This is a genomic window from Microbacterium sp. W4I20, from assembly GCF_030816505.1.
GTDB lineage: Bacteria > Actinomycetota > Actinomycetes > Actinomycetales > Microbacteriaceae > Microbacterium.
This window is the reverse complement of sequence record NZ_JAUSYB010000001.1, coordinates 206226-225897: the sequence shown is the minus strand read 5'-3', so window position 1 is coordinate 225897 and position 19672 is coordinate 206226. Positions and strand designations below refer to the sequence as shown.

Below are 19672 nucleotides of genomic sequence, written 5' to 3'. Positions count from 1 at the left end.
TCAGGATCGCCCCCGGTGGAGGAGTATCTGCCTCAGCCCTTGACGACGATGCTGACGATCTTCGGGGCACGCACGACGACCTTGAGGATCTCCCGGTCGCCGATCGAGCGGATGACCCGTTCGTCCGCGCGCGCCAGCGCCTCGAGCTCGGCCTCGCCGATGCGTGCCGACACCTCGAGCTGTGCGCGCACCTTTCCGCCCACCTGCACGACGGCGGTGATCGTGTCCTCGACGAGCAGAGCCGGATCGGCCGAGCGCCAGGTCACCAGACCGACGGACGGCTCATGACCGAGCATCTCCCACATCTCCTCCGCGGTGTGCGGAGCGATGAGATCGAGCATCACGGCGATCGTCTCGGCAGCCTCGCGCACGGCGGGGTCGGTCGCACCGGCCGAGCCGTCGATCGTCTTGCGCGTCGCGTTGACCAGTTCCATCAGGCGGGCGACGAGCACGTTGAACTTCGTCTGCTCCACGAGCGCCGGAGCCTCGGAGAGCAGCTTGTGCGTCGCACGGCGCAGTGCCGCGTCACCCGTGGCGAACACGACGTCCACCGGGCTCGACACCTCGCCGGCGATGCGCAGGGCCCGCGCCAGGAACTTCTGTGCACCGGTCGTCGAGACGTCGGCCCAGTCCTTGTCGTCCTCGACGGGGCCCGCGAACGCGAGGCCGACACGCAGGGCGTCGGCGCCGTACGCGTCGAGCTCCTCTTCGAAGAGCACCAGGTTGCCCTTGCTCTTCGACATCTTCGCGCCGTCGAGCAGCACCATGCCCTGGTTGATCAGGTTCGAGAACGGCTCGGTGAAGTCGATCAGGCCCATGTCGAAGAGCACCTTGGTGATGAAACGTGCGTACAGCAGGTGCAGGATCGCGTGCTCGACGCCGCCGATGTACGAGTCGACCGGAGCCCAACGAGCCGCCTGAGCCGGATCGAACGCGACGGTGTCACTGTTCGGCGACAGGAAGCGCAGGAAGTACCACGAGCTGTCGACAAACGTGTCCATCGTGTCGGGGTCGCGCAGCACCGGGTCGCCGGTCTCGGGATCGACGGTCTGCACCCAGCCCTCGGCGGCGCCGAGCGGCGACGCGCCCTTCGGCTTGAGGTCCAGACCCTCGACGCTGGGCAGCTTCACGGGCAGCTGGTCCTCGGCGACCGGGATGATCCGGCCGTCCTCGGCGTGCAGCATCGGGATCGGGGTGCCCCAGAAGCGCTGGCGCGAGATCAGCCAGTCACGCAGGCGGTAGTTCTTGGCCGCGCGGCCGGTGCCGGACGCCTCGAGCTGCTCGATCGCGCGAGCGATGGCGTTGCGCTTGGACAGTCCGTTGAGCGCGCCGGAGTTGATCATCCGGCCTTCGCCGGTCAGCGCGATACCGGTGGACGCCGGATTCTGCTCGTCGAGCATCTCTCCGGTGTCGATCGGAACGCCCTCGTCGTCCACTTCGATCACGGGCATCGCACCCGTGATCGGAGCCGTGGTGTCGACGACCACCTTGACGGGCAGATCGAACGCGCGGGCGAAGTCGAGGTCGCGCTGGTCGTGCGCCGGCACGGCCATGACGGCACCGTGGCCGTAGTCGGCGAGCACGTAGTCCGCAGCCCAGACCGGCAGCTTCTCGCCGTTGACCGGGTTGATCGCGTAGCGCTCCAGGAACACGCCCGTCTTCGGGCGGTCGGTGGACTGCCGATCGATGTCGGTCTCCTTCTGCACCTGTTCCAGGTACGTCCGGAACCGCTCCTGCACCTCGGCCGGAGCATCCGCCACCAGCTCGCTCGCCAGATCGGAGTCGGGGGCGACGACGAAGAACGTGGCGCCGTGCAGAGTGTCGGGGCGCGTCGAGAAGACCGTCACCGGCTCCTCGCGCCCTTCGATCGCGAAGTCGACGTCGGCGCCGACGGAACGGCCGATCCAGTTGCGCTGCATCTGCAGCACCTTGTGCGGCCAGAAGCCCTCGAGCTGGTTCAGGTCGTCGAGCAGGCGATCCGCGTAGTCCGTGATCTTGAAGTACCACTGGGTCAGCTTCTTCTTCACGACCTCGTAGCCGCAGCGCTCGCAGCGGCCGTCGACGACCTGCTCGTTCGCCAGCACCGTCTGGTCGTTCGGGCACCAGTTGACGGCGCTCTTCTTGCGGTAGGCCAGTCCGCGCTCGTGCAGCTTCAGGAACAGCCACTGGTTCCAGCGGTAGTACTCCGGGTCGGAGGTGTGCAGCACCCGCGACCAGTCGAAGGACACGCCGTAGCTCTGGAAGGCGGCCTTCTGCTGGGCGATGTTGGTGTACGTCCACTCGCGCGGGTCGGCGCCCTGTCGGATGGCCGCGTTCTCGGCGGGCAGTCCGAAAGAGTCCCAGCCGATCGGGTTGAGCACGTTGTGTCCGCGGTGGCGCCAGAAACGCGCCACGATGTCGGAGTAGAGGTAGTTCTCCGCGTGTCCCATGTGCAGGTCGCCGGACGGGTACGGGAACATCGCCAGCACATAGCGCCGCGGCCGCTTGTCGTCATCGCCGCCCGTGAGGAAGGTCTCGTTCTCCGCCCAGTACTTCTGCCATTTGCTCTGGATGGCGTGCGCCGACGGGGTCCCCTCGTCGGCGGGACCGAAGGACAGGTTCTCAGACAACGAACGCACGACCAATCTGCAGGAAAAAACGGGATCAATTCAGGATATCGGAACCCCAGAGGCCGGGCATTTCCGCGCCCAGCGCCGCCAGTGGGGCACGCGCCTTGGTCGCGACCTCCGCGACCTCCGCGGCGGCCACCGATCCCCAGGTGATGCCGCCTCCGGCACCGACGACGGCACGATCCTCATCGATCACGATGCTGCGGATCACCATCGCCAGATCCACCGCACCGTCGACGCCGACGTATCCGAAGCAGCCGGCGTAGACGCCGCGCGGCCCGCCCTCCAGCTCGTGCAGCCGCGTCATTGCCGAGAGCTTCGGCGTGCCCGTCATGCTCCCCGCCGGGAAGGTCGCCTCGAGCAGAGCGCCGATCGTCGTGCCCTCGGCCGCTGTGCCGCTGACGGTGCTGACGAGCTGGTGGACGGCCGGGTAGCTCTCCACGACCCACAGCCCCTCCACCCGGATCGAGCCGGGCACGCACACGCGGGAGAGGTCGTTGCGCATCAGATCGACGATCATGACGTTCTCCGCGCGTTCCTTCGCGTCGACGGCGAGTTCGGCGGCGAGCGCGGCATCCTCGGCGGCATCCGTGCTCCGCGGCCGGGTCCCTTTGATCGGACGGGATCGAAGCACTCCCCCTGCCGCGTGCAGGAACTGCTCGGGACTCGCGCTCAGGAGTGCTCGTCCTCCGATGCGGATGAACCCGCCGTGGTGCGCCGGGGTCGCGGCACGCAGGCGCTCGTACACGGTGACGGCATCGTGAGCCCCCGGCACGGTGAAGCGCGTGGTGAGGCAGAGCTGGTAGGCGGTCCCCGCGCGGATGAGCTGGCGGCAGCGTTCGATCAGGGCGGCGTACTCGTGGGGCTCATGTCGTGCATCGGCGATCACGGGTGACGGTGGCGCCAAGTCCGACCGGCTCGTCGCGAGAGATTCGGGGACGGATGCCGATGCCGAGGCCACTTCGGCCGCCCACCCCTCGACGGCGCCTGCGGCGCTGAGCGCCCAGACCCGTGCAGCCGCATGGTCGAAGGCGACCACCCGCGTGGCGCGCAGCCAGGAGGGACCGGCGGATTCAGCGTCTGAGGAGACCGGAGCACCCGCGACCCGCGCGCCGCTCTCATAGTCGCGCCAGCCCACCCAGCCACCAGAGAAGGGCGGAAGATCCTGGCCGTCGACGGGTACGTCGAGCCGCACGTCCTGCGGAAGCACGGCGGGCTCCCCCGTCCCCACGAAGCTCCATCCCTCGGCGGCATCGGCTCCGGCATCCAGCCAGAACACGTCGGCGGATCGAGCCTCCAGCATCCGGAACACCGTCGCGGGCTCGACCCAGAGGGAGAGCTCACGGGGACTCAGGCGTTCGCGCACCTTTCCAGCCTAGGACCGGGGTGCTCCCGTATCCTCAAGGAGTGGAGGACTTCATACCGTGGCTGATCGACTTCATGCGTTCGATCGACCCGGTCGCCCGCACACTCATCGCGGGTGTGGCGGTCCTTCTCGAGACCAGCGTCCTGATCGGGCTCGTCGTCCCGGGCGACACGGTCGTCCTGGTCGCCTCCATCGGGATCACGGGCCCGGCGCAGGCTGCAGCGATGATCGTCGCCGTGCTGGTCGGCGCCCTGATCGGTGAGAGCATCGGCTTCTGGCTGGGGCGGTGGATCGGTCCGCACATCCGGTCCTCCTGGGTGGGGCGTCGAGTCGGGGAGAAGAACTGGGTGCGCGCCGAGCGCTACCTCGCCCGTCGAGGCGGCATCGCCATCTTCCTGTCGCGCTTCCTTCCGGTATTGCACTCCCTCGTTCCCCTCACCGTGGGGATGAGCCACTTCTCGTACCGCCGCTTCCTCGCCTGGACGGCGCCGGCCTGCCTGCTGTGGGCGACGGCATACGTCAGCATCACCTCTCTCGCCGCCGGAAGCTTCGATGAGCTCGCCGACAAGGTCCACTACGCCGGGTACATCTTCGTGGGCATCATCGCCGTCTTCCTCCTGGCGGTGTTCCTCGGCAAGAAACTGCTGCATCGCCTCGAATCCCGTCACCTGGAGGACGACGGAGCGGAGTCGGACGCCGACGTGAAAGACTGAGCCAATGGCTTCCGCACCCCCGGCGCCCCGGATCCACTGGTTCGCGCGACTCGAGCACCGCCTCCACGTCTGGCGTGAGGGCCGTGCGCGCCGCCGCGGGCGCGTCGCCACGATCCTCCCGTTCCCCGGCTATGGCGGTCCGGGGTGGGTGCGCGTCGTCGGTCGTGTGCTGATCGTCCCGCCGGCGCGGCGCACCCGCGACGGCGAGCCCGCGAGCGTGCGGGGCTGGCGCAGCTTCGTCGGCATCCCGGTCAGTTTCGCCGCGGTGACCGTGCACTTCGGCGACTCCACGCATCAGGTGGTCGCCGATCGCGGAGGAGTCATCGACACCGTGATCCACGCCGACCTCGAAGCCGGGTGGCAGACGTTCACCATCTCGGTCGAGGAGCAGGAGCCGGTGGAGGCTCGGGCGTTCATCGTCGCCGAGAGCACGAAGTTCGGGGTGGTCTCCGATGTCGACGACACGGTCATGGTGACGGCACTCCCCCGCCCGTTCATCGCATTCTGGAACTCGTTCGTCCTCGACGAGCACGCGCGTCTTCCTGTCCCCGGCATGGCGGTGCTGCTCGACCAGCTGCTGCGCCAGCATCCGGGTGCGCCGATGGTGTACCTCTCGACCGGCGCGTGGAACGTGGCGCCGACGCTGTGGCGCTTCCTCGGGCGCCACCTCTTCCCGGCCGGCTCCATGCTGCTCACCGACTGGGGTCCGACCCACGACCGCTGGTTCCGCAGCGGACGCGAGCACAAACTCACCAACCTGCGCCGGTTGGCGACCGAGTTCCCCGACGTGAAGTGGCTGCTCATCGGCGACGACGGACAGCACGACGAGGCCATCTACACGCAGTTCATGGAGGAGCACCCCGACTCCATCGCCGGCGTCGCGATCCGACGGCTGCTGCCGGCCGAGGCCGTGCTCGCCGGTGGTCGCGCCGAACCCGAACCGCACGCCGCGGACTCGGCCCCGTGGGTGAGCGCCGAAGACGGTGCGGGCCTGCGGGATCAGCTCGGCGAGGCCGGCATCCTGCGCTGACAGGACACGGACATGATGCTGACACGCGAGCAGTGGACGACCCGCGAGCGGGAACATCACGCACGCGCCGACGCGCTCACGGCCGAGCATCGCGAACGCGCGACGCGCGCCGAGAAGCATCCCGTCTGGGACTTCCTGTTCACCTACTACGCCTACAAGCCCGCGCAGTTGCGCCGCTGGCACCCCGGGGCGGGCATCGAGCTCGAGGACGCGCCGGAACGCCTCTCCTGGCGCTGGTACTCCCCCGGCTCGACCGACGGTACCGTGGTGCCGGACGCCGCCGCGTTCGCGAGCGAGAAGTCGGAGCTCGCGGGTCTCGTCGAGCGGATGCTGCGCCGCACGGCCTCGCGCCCCGGGCAGTTCGGGTGTTTCGGGTTGCACGAGTGGGCGATGGTCTACCGCGCCGATGAGCACCGGCATCCGGTTCCGCTCCGCCTCGGGCAGGCCGGCACGGACGCCGTCGTGGAGGGGCATGACCTGCGCTGCACCCACTTCGACGCGTTCCGCTTCTTCACGCCCGATGCTGTGCCGCGCAACCGCGAGACGCTGACCCGCGACGAGCAGCCGCTGTTCGAGCAGCCGGGGTGCCTGCACGCGGGCATGGACCTGTACAAGTGGGCTATGAAGCTCGGACCGCTCATCCCCGGCGAGCTGCTGCTCGATGCGTTCGAGCTTGCCCGCGACATCCGTCTGCTCGACATGCAGGCCGCTCCCTACGACCTCGCCGCCTGGGGCGTCGTCCCGGTTCCGATCGAGACCGCCGACGGTAAGAGCGAGTACGTGCGTCGGCAGCGGGGCTTCGCGGAGCGGGGTGCCGCTCTCCGGTCGGCACTGCTGGACGCGTGGCAGGGCGAGCACGTGCTCGCCGGCGTCTGACCTCAGTCCGCCGGGTCGCAGTCAGGGCACTGCGTCCACTGCGTCGTCGCGGCAGAGAGACGCAGTCGCAGGGTCACCACACGGATGGCGGCTTCTTCGAGCCTCTCCGCCGAGAGGGCCCCCGAGTCGACGGCGGCGGCGATGCCGGCGGTCATCCGCCCCGCTGTACCGGCGTCGGACCCCGCGATCACCAGGAGGAGGTCGGAGCCGGCCGCCAAGGCGGCCACCCCGTTCGCGACCGGATCGGCGTAGGCCGGGTCACCCGACGACAGCAGCATGCCGAGGTCGTCGGTCACGATGACGCCGTCGAAGCCGAGTTCGTCTCTGGCGATCTCGTGCCAGGCCGGTGAGAGGGATGCCGGAGCGCTGTCGACTGCGGTGTATGCCAGGTGTCCGAACATCAGCAACGAGGCACCCGCATCGATGCCGGCGGCGAACGGCTTCGCCTCGGTCGACCGCCACTCCTTCAGGCTCATCGAGGAGTCGGGGATGGCACGGTGCGAGTCGCCGGGCGCGGCACCGTGTCCAGGGAAGTGCTTGAGGGTCGAGGCGACGAACGGCTCCTGCGCCGTCGTCGCTGCGGCCACCCGCTCGGCGGCGCTCTGCGGGTCCGTGCCGAGAGCACGTCCGTAGATGAACGAGCCTGCGTCGTCGGTGACATCGGCGACGGTGCCGAAGTTCACCGTGATGCCGGAGCGCGCGACCAGGGAACCGCGTGCGGCGAACGCTGCCGTCGTGTCGGCGACCGGGCGCTCCTTCAGCGTGGTCGACGCAGGATAGTCGTCGCCGTTCAGGCGCGACACGATGCCGCCCTCCTGGTCCACCGCGATCAGCGGCGGCAGCGCGGCGTCGGTCGTGAGGGCGGCCGTGACGTTCTGGAGGGCGGCCTCGGAATCGGGGATGTTCGCCCCCATCAAGATGAAGCCACCGAAGCCTGCGGCCATGTACGACCGCAACGCCGCGGGGTCGGTGCCGCCGATGTGTCCCATGACGACGGTCGCCGCCTGCTCTTCCACCGTCATCGAGGCAACGAGGGATGCCGCGTGGTCGCCCAGGGAGTCCGCTGATGCGACAGCCGTCTCTTCTGCTGCCGTCGCGTGGTCAGCCGACCCCGCAGTCATCGCCGCGGCACTCGGCGCTGCGCACACCGCTCCCGCCACGGCGAACAGCACGACGGCTGCCCAGCTGCGTCGACGCGGCATCTCGGTGCTCCGGGGATCGAGGTCGGCGCGCTCAGCAGGCGAGCGCGTCGGCGACCGTGACCGCGGAATCCGCGCTGCCGTTGCCGAAGCGGATCGTCCGCCCGATCGTGCACGGCTGCGCGAGGGCTTCGGCGATCACTGCCGCGACATCGGCGCGAGCGACGGCACCGCGGCCGTCCGGATCGATCTGGATGCGGCCGGTGGGCTCATCGAACGTGAGGGTTCCCGGGGCGAGGATCGTGCCCTCCAGGTCGGTGCCGCGCAGGTGCTCGTCGGCCGCCCACTTGGCGTCGGCGTATGCGAAGAACGAGTCGTCCTCCGGCACCCCGTGGTCGGCAGTCGAGCCGAGCCACGAGACCATGACGTAGCGGCGCACGCCCGCGGCTTGCGCCGCATCCATCGTCCGCTCCGCCGCATCGCGGTCGACGGCGTAGGTGCGCTCCGCGGACCCGCCGCCGGCACCGGCGGACCACACGACGGCGTCGTGCCCACGGATGATCTCGGCGAGGGCATCGACGTCGAGATGCTCGACGTCGGCCACCAGGGCCTTGGCGCCGCCCGCCTCGACCTCGGCGGTGTGATCGGGGTTGCGGATGACTCCGGTGACCTCGTCTCCGCGAGCGGCGAGGAGCGGGGCGAGAAGCAGGGCGATGCGGCCGTGGCCGCCGAACACGATGATGCGCGACATGCTCTTCACCCTACGCGCCGTGGCGGACGTCAGCGCGGGGTCTGCGCGCTGTCGATCACGAACGCCTGCGGGTGAGAGGGCAGATAGCGCACCACGACCGGCGCGCCGCCGGGCAGATAGGCGTCGCGATCCGGGTACACCGCCGGCGTGAAGAAGTTGCTCTCGAGCGTGTACTCGACGCCGTCCGCCGTGGTGAACGTCACCCAGTCGCCCTCCATCGTCGCCGTCGTCGGGCGGCCGTTGTCGTAGATGTAGGCGCGGGTGACGGGTACACCGCTCAGGCTGAGGATGCCGAGCACGAGGCACCCCAGCATCACGAAGGCGAGCACCCGGAAGACGATGCGACGAACGCTGCCCCCCAGCTGCCCGCGCGAACGCTCCTCGGGGCGCAGCAGCCCCTCCCGCTCGCGGATCGCGCGGAGTTCACCGCCGGGCACTGCTCCCCGCGCCGACATCGCGAACAGGCCGAGGATCGAGAATCCCGCGATGAAGACCATCGCATAGCCGTGCGAGACGGGGAAGTTCAGCAGCCAGATGAGGGTGTCCAGGGGGTTCATCGCCCGGCCTCCTTCTCGATCGTCACGGCGACCGTCTGCGGGTCCTCCCGGCGGTAGAACGCCCAGATCGGTGCGCCGACCTGCAGATGGGAGATCGCCTGCGGATAGACGAAGACGGTGGTGTCCGCCTCCCAGGTGGGCGCCCCCTCCGGAGCCATCAGCACGCGCAGGGCGAGCTCGCTCTGCCCCTCCTTGCGCCGTCCGGTCGGGCGGACCTCGAGGACGGATGCCGGGACCTGCGTGCCGGTCATCCTCGCCCGCACCTGGCGCGGGTCGATGAGCCCGCGGTCGATCCGCCACTGCATCAGGGCGTCGCGGACAGCCGGCTCAGTCGGATCGGCGAGCTCGACCGTGTCCTGATCGGTCAGGCTGTAGCGGACAGGCATCGGCGCTCCGACCTGCAGCGCGGCGAAGTCACTGGCGTCGACCAGCATCCGCAGCTGCCCGATGAAGTCGTCGCCGGCGATCGGGGTGACGCGTACGAAGATGTCGTACTGCGGCACGTCGTTCACAGTCAGGCCGGTGCGCGAGATCTCGACGATCGTGCCGACTCCGATCTGCTCGTCGCCGCGCGGCACCCTGCGGCGACCGAGCCCCACGAACATCCCGCCGAAGGTCAGCAGCAGTCCCCAGGCGACACCGATGAAGATCGGGCCGCCCAGGGTGTCCTCGCCCGAGAACGGCAGGATCGACTGGCGCTGGTTCACGCCGAAGAGTCCCTCACCGGTCCAGATGAGGAGCCAGGCCGAGAGCAGCAGCCAGACGACGGCCATGACGATGCGGAGCATGAGCACAGCGTAGCGAGCGGGGGTATCGCCTACCGAACACAGGTTTCGCCCCGGCAGCCCGGTCTCAGCTGGGGCTCGCGGAAGCGCGCACGCCGCTCAACGCACGCTGCACGCCCTTCGCCGCCGATCGTCCGGCCCGGTTGGCTCCGATGGTGCTCGCAGAGGGGCCGTAGCCGACCAGCTGCACACGCGGGTCGGCCACGGCCGTGGTGCCGCGGCCGTGGCGGTCGAGCTGGATCCCTCCGGCGGCGCTGCGCAGCTGCAGCGGTGCGAGATGCGAGATCGCGGGCCGGAAGCCCGTCGCCCAGAGGATGACATCGACGCGTTCGAACGATCCGTCGGCCCAGCGCACCCCGTCGGGCTCGATCCTCGTGAACATCGGACGGCGGTCGGCATACGCACCGAGCCGCTCCGCCTGCTGCTCCTGCGGCCGGAGCATGAGCCCGGTGACGCTGACGACGCTCTGGGGAGGAAGACCGGCGGCCACTCGCTGTTCGACGAGCGCGACCGCCGCGGCGCCGGCCTCCGGCGAGAAGTCGTCCGTCCGCCACACCGGCTCGCGGCGGGTGACCCAGAGCGTCTCGGTGATCGGTGCGAGGGCGCCGAGGAACTGCACCGCGGATGCCCCGCCGCCGACCACCAGGACGCGTTTGCCGATGAAGTGCGCGGGTCCCGGGTAGTCCACGGTGTGCAGCTGCTCCCCGAGGAACGTCTCCATACCGGGGTAGTGCGGAAGGAAAGGATGGCTCCACGTGCCGGTCGCGTTCACGAGTGTGCGCGTCGTCCATTCCCGCTCGTGCGCACGCACCGCGAGAAGGCCGTTCCGATCCTCCACACGATCGACCTGCACGGGCCGGATCACCGGAAGGTCGTGCGCGCGCTCGTACGCGGCGAAGTAAGCGGGAACCGCGACATTCGCGCGCTGTTCGTCACGCGGAGGAGCCGTGTCGTCCGGCAGCTCGGCGACACCATGCACATCCCGCATCGTCAGTGCATCCCAGCGGTGCTGCCACGCGCCGCCCGGTCGAGCGTCGGAGTCCAGGACGACGTGCGATATCCCCAGCCGCGTCAGATGGAACGATGCCGAGAGACCGGCCTGCCCTGCACCGATCACGAGGCTGTCGAGGATGTCCACGATGGATCGAACACCCGGGCCGGGGCCGTTGTTCCGCGATGCGGCGACGCGCCCGGGGTCCGCTCCCCGATTGGTGCTGCCGCCGAATCGTGTAGTACTCTTTTCAAGTTGCTCCGAGCTGTTCGGGGGCAGCGTCTGGGCCTGTGGCGCAGCTGGTAGCGCACCTGCATGGCATGCAGGGGGTCAGGGGTTCGAGTCCCCTCAGGTCCACGATGAACCCGCGAGAGATCGCGGGTTTTTTCGCGTTTGGGAATCAATCGCGTGCCCAGAATACGGGCAATTTTCGTCGTTGTGCCCTCATTCGTCGTCACAGTCTCCGCGCCGGGTCTCGCGGCATATGAGGGGATGTCTCAGGGAACCAAGGGCGTTCCCGACGCAGCGGATACGCCCGGTTCTCAACTGGTTGTTTGTGTGCGCGAGGCTCTCAGCCTCGGTCGATTCTACGTGCGTTCTTCGGAGGCCGCTGTCTCCGTGCTCTTCAACGTGGGCATGGCGAATCACGGGCGCGTCGGCGAGGTCTATCTCGGCATGGCGCAGAATCGGTTTCCCCAGACCATGAGTGCCAAGCGCCGATGATGTGCTTTCAGGCGTACTTCGGGTTCTCGCGGAGCTGTTCCTGCCGGCACAGCGCCTGGTGGATGCCGTAGACCGGGGCCACGCGTCCCACGTCGCCGCCTGCCGCATGAGCGTCGTCCATCAGGTCACGAAGCTCGGAGGTGCGTGTTCGCTTCCGCCGTCGCGACGGCGGGCTGTCTCACACGTCCGCGACTGGACGCACCAAGACGCTCGCCGTCCTCGCCCTGCCGGCCGCACCCCGTAGGCGGTCACTCAGACTGATCCATCGTCGAGAGGTAGATCCCCCAGTCGATCGCGTTCTGCAGCCGAGTGCGCGCATCCTCGATGAGCGACTCCCTGGCGTCCTCCGCGGACGTGAAGTCGAGCGCTATGGAGACCACCTGCCCGCCGATGCCTGCCACGACCAGTTGGTCACCACCCGCCGAGAACGAGATCGACCGGACCGAATCGGGCATGACCTGCGCGAAGTAGACCGGCTCCAGCTGATCCGTCGTGAACACGCGCACCCGTCCGTCCGCGAGTCCATAGGCGACGAGCGAGCCGTCGGGGCTGACCGCCGCATCCGGGGCCGCATTCCCGTCTCCTGTCTCGAAGATCAGCAGATGCGACTCGAAAGACTCGCCGAACTCGATCTTTGCCGCGCATCCGAAGCCACCCGTCCCATCGCCGATGGGAAAGAGCTCAGAGCCGTCCGCTGCGCCGACGAACTTCCGCACCGGCGTGCCACACGCGCCTGCCGCCGTCTCCTGTGCCGTCAGCCTGCGCGGAGACAGATCGTTCGACGACTCCATGACCGCTCCGAAGTAGCCACCCCAGAGCACCCCGTCGTCGAGAGCACGCACCCCGTATGCCATCTGCCGCTGCATCGGCGCCGAGGTCACCGCGCCGCTGCTGAGATCGACCCGCGACAGGTTGGTCTCCTGGACCGTGCAGGCGAGGTATGCGGCATCCGCACCGGGAGACAACGAGATCGCCATCGGTGAACAGCCTGCAATGGGGATGTCGCGGCTTTTCGCACCGCGATCGGTCAGCACTCTGAGAAATGGCTCCGCCCCGCCGAACGCCACGACCACCGTGCCAGCGGCCGCATCCATTCCCGTCGGCGTCTGCTCTGCGCTGTCACCGGGCAGCGTCGCAACCTCTCCGGATACCGGATCCGTGCGCGACAGCGTGCCGCTTGAGTCCACAGTGAACAGCTGCCCGTCCGACTCGGCGCCGTAGCGGACGCCAGGAAGATCGGCGACGGGCGTCCCATCGAACACCCGCCAGGTCCCCGTGCCCGTCGACCCGCTCACCTGTACGTGCGAGGCATCCTGCCATCGCACTGCATCCGCGGCGCCCGCGCCACCGCGCAGGGCGATGACCGCACCCGTGCGGACCGAGATCACCTCGGCGCCGGTCGCGGTCGCGACGGCGAGCCACTGCGAATCGGGGCTCCACGCGACGGCGGTGACGGGAGCCGAGGCGAGCAGGATCGTCGTCTGTCCGTCCGCCTCCGTCACCATCACTCGCGCGCCCTGTGCGCTCACGGACGACCCACCGTCGGCGCTCGTCGCCGTGGTCGAGCCCGAGGTCTCGAGAACGACGCCGTCCCAGGCGATCGGCGTACGCGCGGCCAGGAAGGTGAACAGCTGTCGGTAGGCGGTGGTGGATTCGATCGACGTCGGCATCCTCTCGATGCCCGAATAGATGTTCCAGGCGGCGTAGGTACTGCGTTGCGCCGCCTCGGTGGCGGCCGCGACCTGAGTCGCGACCCGCTCATCGACCTTGCCAGCGACCGCGATGCTGACGGCGATGCCGAGGGCGAGCACGGGAGCGACGAGCGCGAGAACGATGGTGGCGAAGAGGCGCCTGGCCGCCGCCTGACCGGACGCGCGCAGGAACGCCGTCGCGGGGAGCGAGAACTCGTCCGGATGACCGGAGCGCGCCCTGCGCATGACCCGGAGCGGACGACCGCGCAGGAGCAGGGATCGACGGCGCCCGGAGTCGCGCCAGATCGTCGCCGCGGTCGACGCCATCAGAGCGAGGCCTCTCGCCTCGGGCAGCGCTCGCCGTTCGCTCACGACAAGGGAGACGGCATCCTCGAGGGCCGCGGGCTCGGGCACGAGTCGCACGATCTCGCTGCCTGACTGCGCGGCGAGCTCGACCTCGATGCGACAGGCATCCGAGGAGAGCCAGTGCTCTGACTCCACCGCGATGACCAGCATCGACTCCCCAATCGCACGCTGGATCTCGGTCATCCACGGTACCGACGGGGGGATGTCCTTCTCGTCGATCCACACGGTCCATCCAAGCCGCGTGAGCCTCTCGACGAGAGCTCGCGCGAACTCGCCGTCCTCGCGCGCATAAGAGATGAAGAAGTCGTTCACGATCCCGCACCCCATCTCGATTCGCAGTCCCTGAGGCGGAACAGCTCCTTCGCTGCCTCGCCGAGTTGGTCGATGTCCGCTGCCTCGTAGCACAGCCAGGCCCGCGAGACGATGCGCTCGTTCAGCGTCCCCTCCGACCAGCACCCGGCACACGACGCCCGTTCCCAGCGCACGCCCTCTGTACTCGTCGCGGAGATCGAGGTCTCGTCGTCCGACCACGAGATGGAGTTCACCGGCACATGATCGGGGAACTGCCAGGATCCCACGCGCGCCATGTGGCCCTCCGCGTCGACATCGACTTCGATCAGGGTTCCGCCCACGAAGCCGATGGCGAAGGTGCCGCCGTCCTCCGATACCGCGACCGACGTCGGTGTGCCGCGCGCTCCGATCAGAGCACCGGTGGCGAAGAACTCGACATCATCCACCCACTCGGGTCGGACGTATGCGGGATCGAACGACACTCCGGCCGTGTCCAGAGCGAACGGACGCGCGTCCGCCCGATCGATGACAACGAGGCCGTCCCGGATGGACACCGACTCCACGGCGCCGGACGACGCCGCCGAATGCGCCGGCTCCGCGACGGCGACGCCGCGATCCGCCGGCCGGATGCCGTCCAGCGAGTCGAGCAGCATGCGCGTTCCCTGCACGCAGAGCACGCGGTCTCCGCCCGGCTCGATCGCGATCTCCGTGATCCCCGACAGACCGATGCAGATGCTGCCGAGATCGATACCCAGTTCGGGGTCGGCGACCCACGTGCCGCGCGTGCGATCCGAGACGAAGACGAGCCCATCGTTCGACATCTGCATCTCGATGAGGACTCCGGGGATGCGGATGCCGCTGGACACCGGAGCGGACGCCTGAATCGATGTCCAGATCGTGCCCTCGACATCGAGGGCGAAGCGCGAACCATCTGCGGCGAGCGATCCGCTGGTGATCGGGCCCGGCGACGGACCGACCGGGGTGGACGAGCCGTCATCACCGACGAGATGGAGGACGCCATCCTGCTCGACGAGCGCCACCACCCCGCCGTCCGTCGTCTGCGCCATGTCGATGACGGTGCCCCGGACGCCGAGGTCCTCGGCCTGCTGTCCCGTCCCTGCGTCGAGAGGCACGATGTGCAGGTGCCCACCGGCAGAGACGAGGATCCGGCTGCTCGATGTCGCCACGCGGAGATCCGCGATGTCATCGAACTCGGCGACCACCGTCGAGGTTCCCGCGGAGTCGATCGTCACGATCCGCGAGCCGTCGGTCCCGACAACGACGTCGGCGTCTGCGATGTCACCCCCTCGGATGACGGATGCATCGGTCTCGAGGGCGTTCCTGGCCTCGAGTGCAGAGGTCCACCGCCAGACCGTTCCGCCCTGATCGAGGGCGACGAGTGAGCCGTCCGCCTCGAATCGTATCGCGGCGATCGCCCATTCCCCGACGGACAGATACCCGAGCGGCCAGTGGCGACTGAGGGCATCTACGGCGATGCGGAATCTGCCGTCAGCGCCGTCGAAATCCCCGGCATCCGCGAGCGAGGCACCTGCTTTGAAGGCGGCGATGTCCGGGCGCACGCCGGCCGCCGGGTCTCCCACCGCGAACGACACCGAGTTGTTCGATCGGTGGATCGCCTGCTGCACGGAGTCGACCGTGAACACGACGGCGGCGACGGCGGCGATCGCGATCGCACTGCGATAAGTAGCCCTCCAGATCCTGACGATGCGCGTGCGCACGGCGAGTGCGCGCGACGCGGCGAGGAACTGGGCCGAGACGGATGACTCTGACCGCGCCCGCTCGGCCGTGAGCCCGGCGTCCTCCGTCCTCCTCTTCACCTCGCGGATGTCGTCGACGAGGAGATCCGGGTTGCGGTCAGAGGCCAGCCAGCGTTCCGCGAGTGCGCGCGTGTCCCGATCGCTGCGGAAGCGTCCGATGTCGGTGTTGATGCCGGTGAAGAGTCGCGCGACGAACTCCTGGTCCTGGGAGCGGTAGAACACCCAGTTGAGCTCCCTCAGGAAGTCGGGCACGCCGTGCTCCGAGACTCCGACGCTGACGGGGACGAGGCGCTCGTCGCGAAGGGCCTCGACGCGTCGCATCCACACCGGATCCTGGAGAGCTCTGTCCGAGAGCAACACGACGATCGCACGCACCTCTCCCGGCGTCGTGGGCAGCGGCGCGGACGCGTCGACGCCGAGTGCGTCGAGCTGCCGGATGATCTCGTCCGACGCCTCGGACGTGTCCACGGAATCAACGATGTGCACCCGCGGACGCGCGCTCGATCCGTCGGTCGGCGTCATGGTCGTACCTTCTCTTCCACGGAGGACGGGTGCTCCAGTCGATGTCGTCGTCGTGCCACGACGAACAGGACGCCAGCGGCGAGGATCGCCACCCCGCTGCTCACGGTGGCGGCGTGCACCCACAGCTGTGTCTCCGCGATCACGGAGACGTCGTACCAGCGTGCGACGAACTCGCCGTCGGTGGTGAACCCCGAGACGTGGATCCGGTGCGCACCGAGCTGCGCGTCGAGCGGGATCCCCACATCGCCGGACGCGGTTCCGTCGGCATCCACGATCATCGTGCCGAGCACCCGTGGATCCGAGTTCAGCACCACCGTGACCGGACTGTTCGGCTCGAAGCTGCCGTCGACGCGGATGCGTTGACCGGGAACGAGCAGTGCTCCGTCCACGACCGGAGTCGGGGGGCCGGGACGACGCACCTCCGGGATGCTGATGAGCCTTTCGACTTCCGACGCCGCCACGTCGGGGACGATCCGCTCCGTTGCGCGGGACCAGCCGATGAGCGCGTCGGTCATCGCCTCGTACCCGCTGGCCTTCGGATGCACCGACTCCGATTTCCCCGGCGGAATCAGTCCGTTGATGAAGGCCTCGTCACCCGCTTCGCAGAGCGTATGATCGGGCCGCACCGCATCGATCACGGGTGCGGCGAAGTAGACCTCGAACCCTCTGCTCTGGACTGCTCGCACGGCTCGATCGGCGACAGCGCCGAGTTCTCTGCCCAGGGTCTCGGCGACGATCACCTCGCCGTGGCTGAACTGGTAGCAGGCCCCGTACTCGGCTCGGTGCAGGATCTTCGGATAGGGCAGCACGACGACCGGTGCGTAGGCTCCGTCGCGTGCCTTCACGAGTGCGGGAGTGTTCACCCGCGCCCAGGCCGCCTGATACGCGAGCTCGAGGCCGGCTTGCAGGTCGGCGACTTCACCGGCCTTGGTGTCGAGCATGCCCTGATCGTCGCAGCTGATCAGGAGGCAGCGGGTCACCACGGCGGCGAAACCGATGTCGTTCCCCCCGAAGGTGAGGATCGCCGCACCGGGGACGATCCCGAGCCTGTCGAACTGTCCCAGCTGCGACCTATCCGCGCGCTCGCTCGGCTGGGTCAGATCCGTCATCACTGCACCGGAACAGGCCAGGACCACGAGCGCGGACGCATCCACCACTGCGCCCATCGTCGTCGAGGCGCTGCGATGGCACTTCGGTGAGATGCCGGCCGGGACGTCGAGGTACGAGCCGGTGCCCTCGCCGGAGGAGTACGAGTCCCCGAAGACGACAAGCGGATGCTTCGCGTCGACGCCGCTCAGCACGGCGCCCAGATCCGCACCCTTCCCGAACGGCGGCCGGGTGGTGTACTCGCCGGTGAACTCCGTGACGGCCAGGTTCGTCCCCCAGACTCGGACAGTGAACGGCACGGTTCGAGTCTCTCCGCGCACGCCGGCGCCCACGGTCCAGGTGTAGGAGCCACTGTTGCCGTCCGCGAGGGTCCCCAGCGAGACCTGGGGAGGGATTCCGGCGCGGCGCTCGTCGTCGGCCTCGCCGAAGACGAGAGTCATCCGCACGTCGGCGGCCGCGCGGCCGCCGACGTGCTGCACGCTCGCGGCGATCGTCAGCGACCCGCCGGCGAGCGGATTCGGATCGAACTGCACGTCCAGCGACACCCTCGATTGAACGATCGCCGCGAGAGTGTCGTCCAGTTCTTCGCTATCCCCCGCTTGATAGGACTTCGCTCCTGTTGCCTCGGCGACGCAGGACAACTCCGCAGCTCCTTCGTCGGAGGTGCGGAAGCCGACGGTCGGAACGGTGACGTCGAAACCGTCGGCGACGAGCGCCGTGGCGACCTCGCACGGCGGTGTTCCGCAGGTGCTGAGACCGTCGGACACGAGGACGATGGTCGCTTTCCAGTACCCCTGCTCGCGGAGCCGGTCGGCCACCGCCTGCAGCGCGGGGCCCGTGGGCGTGCCGCCGTCGGCCTTCTGCTCCCTCACCCGGCTCACGGCGGAATCCGGGTCGAGGAGGCCGGTCTCCGACGCCTCGATCACCCAGCGCACGCCGTCGCAGGATCGGTCTCCGGGGTAGGTCGCGAAGCCGAACACGGTGGACGAACCGAGGGTCTCGACGATGTGCGTCACGGCACGCTCGGCGCCGACCAGCTTCTTCAGTCCTGAACCGTCGTCATCGTCCATGGAACCGGAGGTGTCCATAAGCACGACGATCGGAGCGGCTCGTCCTTCGTTCGGCAGGGCTGCCGGTGCGACTCCGCCTGCAGCGCCGGTGCGCGCGGCTACCGCGTGCTCGACGGCGGCAGCGGACGAGGACACCGACGAGGTCAGCAGCGAGGCGACGACCAGAGTCGCGGCAATCAGGACGCCGAGCTTCCTGCCGTTCATCGGGCGAGCTCGGCGATCGCGACGTCCACGCCCACGAGCACCGGCTGTGCGATCGCGAACGATGCGTCGCCTGTGCCGGTGACCTCGATCCGCAGTTGGAGGACTCCGGAGATCCGCGCGTCCAGGGGCACGGCCGCACCGAAGCGCACCTCCCGATCGAGGATCGCGACCCCGTCGGCGAATACACGCACGTGCGCGGAGGCCTGAGGTGACGAGTCGTCCGTGAGGCCGAGTGCGGCCGTGATTCGGTCGGCCCGACCCTCGAGCAACCAGGCGACCGATCCTCCACGGGCGACGTCGCAGGTCATCGCCTGGCTGTGTTCGACACCGGCGAGGAGGAGACCAGACCGGGTGGAGCATCGGTCCCTGTCCGCGCTGACTTCGAGCAGGTCGAGCTCGGCGCCCCTGGCGGCGACCGTTACGGTGGCGGTGCCGCCCAGCGCGGTTCCCGGTGCGGGCGCCAACGAGATCACATGGCCGGAATCGGCGTCGGGATCGTAGGCGAAGACGACCTCTCCGGCCACGGCAAGGTCCGAAAGCGTGTCGAGTGCGGTGTCCCGCTCCTGACCGATGAGGTCGGGCATCACGGCGGGGACGGATATCCCCAGCACGATCGTCGTCGGATCCGCGGCCCCCGAGAGGGGCTCCTGCACGACGACGATCCCCTCCGGCAATGCCGAGGGGGTATCCGTGAACGAGACCGTCGCGACGAGACCCGCGTCCGCGATGACCTGTTCGGCGTCCGCACGGGACATCCCGCGCACCTCAGGCATCACGATCGAATCGACGCGGTCGACCACAGGCGCCGGCTCTGACGACTCCTCGCCCGTCGACGCCGAGGCGATGAGCGTGCGGTTGGCCAGATGCCATCCCCCTGCCGTACCGCCCACGACCAGCGCGAGCGCGGCGAGTGCGCCGGCTATCACGATAAGGCGACGCCGCGGGGCGGTCCGCCGCTCAGGGGTCCCGGCATCCGCCGTCTCCGCCGCTCCCGCGTTCGCCGCGGCGGATCCCCCACCAGCTCCCGAAACGTCCCGCTCCCCAGCGTCCATGTGCTCCCCTGCGATGGTGTGTCCGCAGACACGATCCGCACCCGACATATC

General features: G+C 69.0%; 15 protein-coding genes and 1 tRNA gene. 5 read left to right on the top strand and 11 right to left on the bottom strand.

Going from position 1 to position 19672, the window contains the following annotated elements:
* Positions 1–32 precede the first annotated feature (32 nt).
* Positions 33–2609: a leucine--tRNA ligase gene (gene leuS / locus QFZ21_RS01075; protein ID WP_307381171.1), complete on the bottom strand. Its 2577-nt coding sequence runs from the start codon at positions 2607–2609 to the stop codon at positions 33–35.
* 34 nt (positions 2610–2643) lie between these two features.
* Positions 2644–3975, bottom strand: coding sequence for an anthranilate synthase component I family protein (locus QFZ21_RS01070; RefSeq protein WP_307373518.1), 1332 nt, complete (start codon positions 3973–3975; stop codon positions 2644–2646).
* A gap of 41 nt (positions 3976–4016) precedes the next feature.
* Between QFZ21_RS01070 and QFZ21_RS01065 the strand changes: the two genes are divergently transcribed.
* The 3 genes from QFZ21_RS01065 to QFZ21_RS01055 are packed head-to-tail and all read left to right on the top strand — an operon-like array spanning position 4017 to position 6594.
* Positions 4017–4688, top strand: coding sequence for a DedA family protein (locus tag QFZ21_RS01065; protein ID WP_307373516.1), 672 nt, complete (start codon positions 4017–4019; stop codon positions 4686–4688).
* A 4-nt stretch (positions 4689–4692) separates the two neighbouring features.
* Positions 4693–5718: an App1 family protein gene (locus QFZ21_RS01060; RefSeq protein ID WP_307373514.1), complete on the top strand. Its 1026-nt coding sequence runs from the start codon at positions 4693–4695 to the stop codon at positions 5716–5718.
* A gap of 12 nt (positions 5719–5730) precedes the next feature.
* On the top strand, positions 5731–6594 hold the full coding sequence (locus QFZ21_RS01055; RefSeq protein ID WP_307373512.1) for a 3-methyladenine DNA glycosylase: 864 nt from the start codon (positions 5731–5733) through the stop codon (positions 6592–6594).
* Positions 6595–6596: 2 nt separating this feature from the next.
* On the opposite strand, the gene QFZ21_RS01050 is transcribed toward QFZ21_RS01055, so the two are convergent.
* The 5 genes from QFZ21_RS01050 to QFZ21_RS01030 form a co-directional block, all read right to left on the bottom strand.
* A complete protein-coding gene (locus tag QFZ21_RS01050; RefSeq protein ID WP_307373510.1) occupies positions 6597–7796 on the bottom strand; it encodes a glycoside hydrolase family 3 N-terminal domain-containing protein in 1200 nt (399 codons plus the stop codon).
* A 31-nt stretch (positions 7797–7827) separates the two neighbouring features.
* Positions 7828–8484, bottom strand: a complete 657-nt coding sequence (locus QFZ21_RS01045; protein ID WP_307373508.1) for an NAD(P)H-binding protein — start codon at positions 8482–8484, stop codon at positions 7828–7830.
* Positions 8485–8513: 29 nt separating this feature from the next.
* Positions 8514–9041 (bottom strand): DUF3592 domain-containing protein, encoded by a 528-nt coding sequence (locus QFZ21_RS01040; protein ID WP_307373506.1) that lies wholly within the window; start codon positions 9039–9041, stop codon positions 8514–8516.
* Positions 9038–9829, bottom strand: a complete 792-nt coding sequence (locus QFZ21_RS01035; RefSeq protein WP_307373505.1) for a hypothetical protein — start codon at positions 9827–9829, stop codon at positions 9038–9040. The genes QFZ21_RS01040 and QFZ21_RS01035 overlap by 4 nt, the downstream gene beginning before the upstream one ends.
* Before the next feature lie 64 nt (positions 9830–9893).
* Entirely contained in the window at positions 9894–10964 is a 1071-nt protein-coding gene (locus tag QFZ21_RS01030; protein ID WP_307373502.1) for an NAD(P)-binding domain-containing protein, read from the bottom strand.
* Between the two features lie 137 nt (positions 10965–11101).
* Here QFZ21_RS01030 and QFZ21_RS01025 point away from each other — a divergent pair.
* A tRNA-Ala gene (locus QFZ21_RS01025) sits at positions 11102–11174 on the top strand.
* 135 nt (positions 11175–11309) lie between these two features.
* Positions 11310–11540 carry a hypothetical protein gene (locus QFZ21_RS01020; RefSeq protein WP_307373500.1) on the top strand — a complete coding sequence of 77 codons (231 nt, stop codon included), beginning with the start codon at positions 11310–11312 and terminating at the stop codon, positions 11538–11540.
* Positions 11541–11788: 248 nt separating this feature from the next.
* Here QFZ21_RS01020 and QFZ21_RS01015 read toward each other — a convergent pair whose 3' ends face one another.
* Genes QFZ21_RS01015 through QFZ21_RS01000 form a run of 4 tightly spaced genes read right to left on the bottom strand, consistent with a single transcriptional unit; the run spans position 11789 to position 19621 of the window.
* On the bottom strand, positions 11789–13909 hold the full coding sequence (locus QFZ21_RS01015) for a TIR domain-containing protein (RefSeq protein ID WP_307373497.1): 2121 nt from the start codon (positions 13907–13909) through the stop codon (positions 11789–11791).
* Positions 13906–16188, bottom strand: a complete 2283-nt coding sequence (locus QFZ21_RS01010) for a hypothetical protein (RefSeq protein WP_307373495.1) — start codon at positions 16186–16188, stop codon at positions 13906–13908. Before QFZ21_RS01010 ends, QFZ21_RS01015 begins: the two co-directional genes overlap by 4 nt.
* Positions 16185–18569 carry a VWA domain-containing protein gene (locus QFZ21_RS01005; RefSeq protein ID WP_307373492.1) on the bottom strand — a complete coding sequence of 795 codons (2385 nt, stop codon included), beginning with the start codon at positions 18567–18569 and terminating at the stop codon, positions 16185–16187. Before QFZ21_RS01005 ends, QFZ21_RS01010 begins: the two co-directional genes overlap by 4 nt.
* Positions 18566–19621, bottom strand: coding sequence for a PASTA domain-containing protein (locus QFZ21_RS01000; RefSeq protein WP_307373490.1), 1056 nt, complete (start codon positions 19619–19621; stop codon positions 18566–18568). The genes QFZ21_RS01005 and QFZ21_RS01000 overlap by 4 nt, the downstream gene beginning before the upstream one ends.
* Positions 19622–19672: the final 51 nt, after the last annotated feature.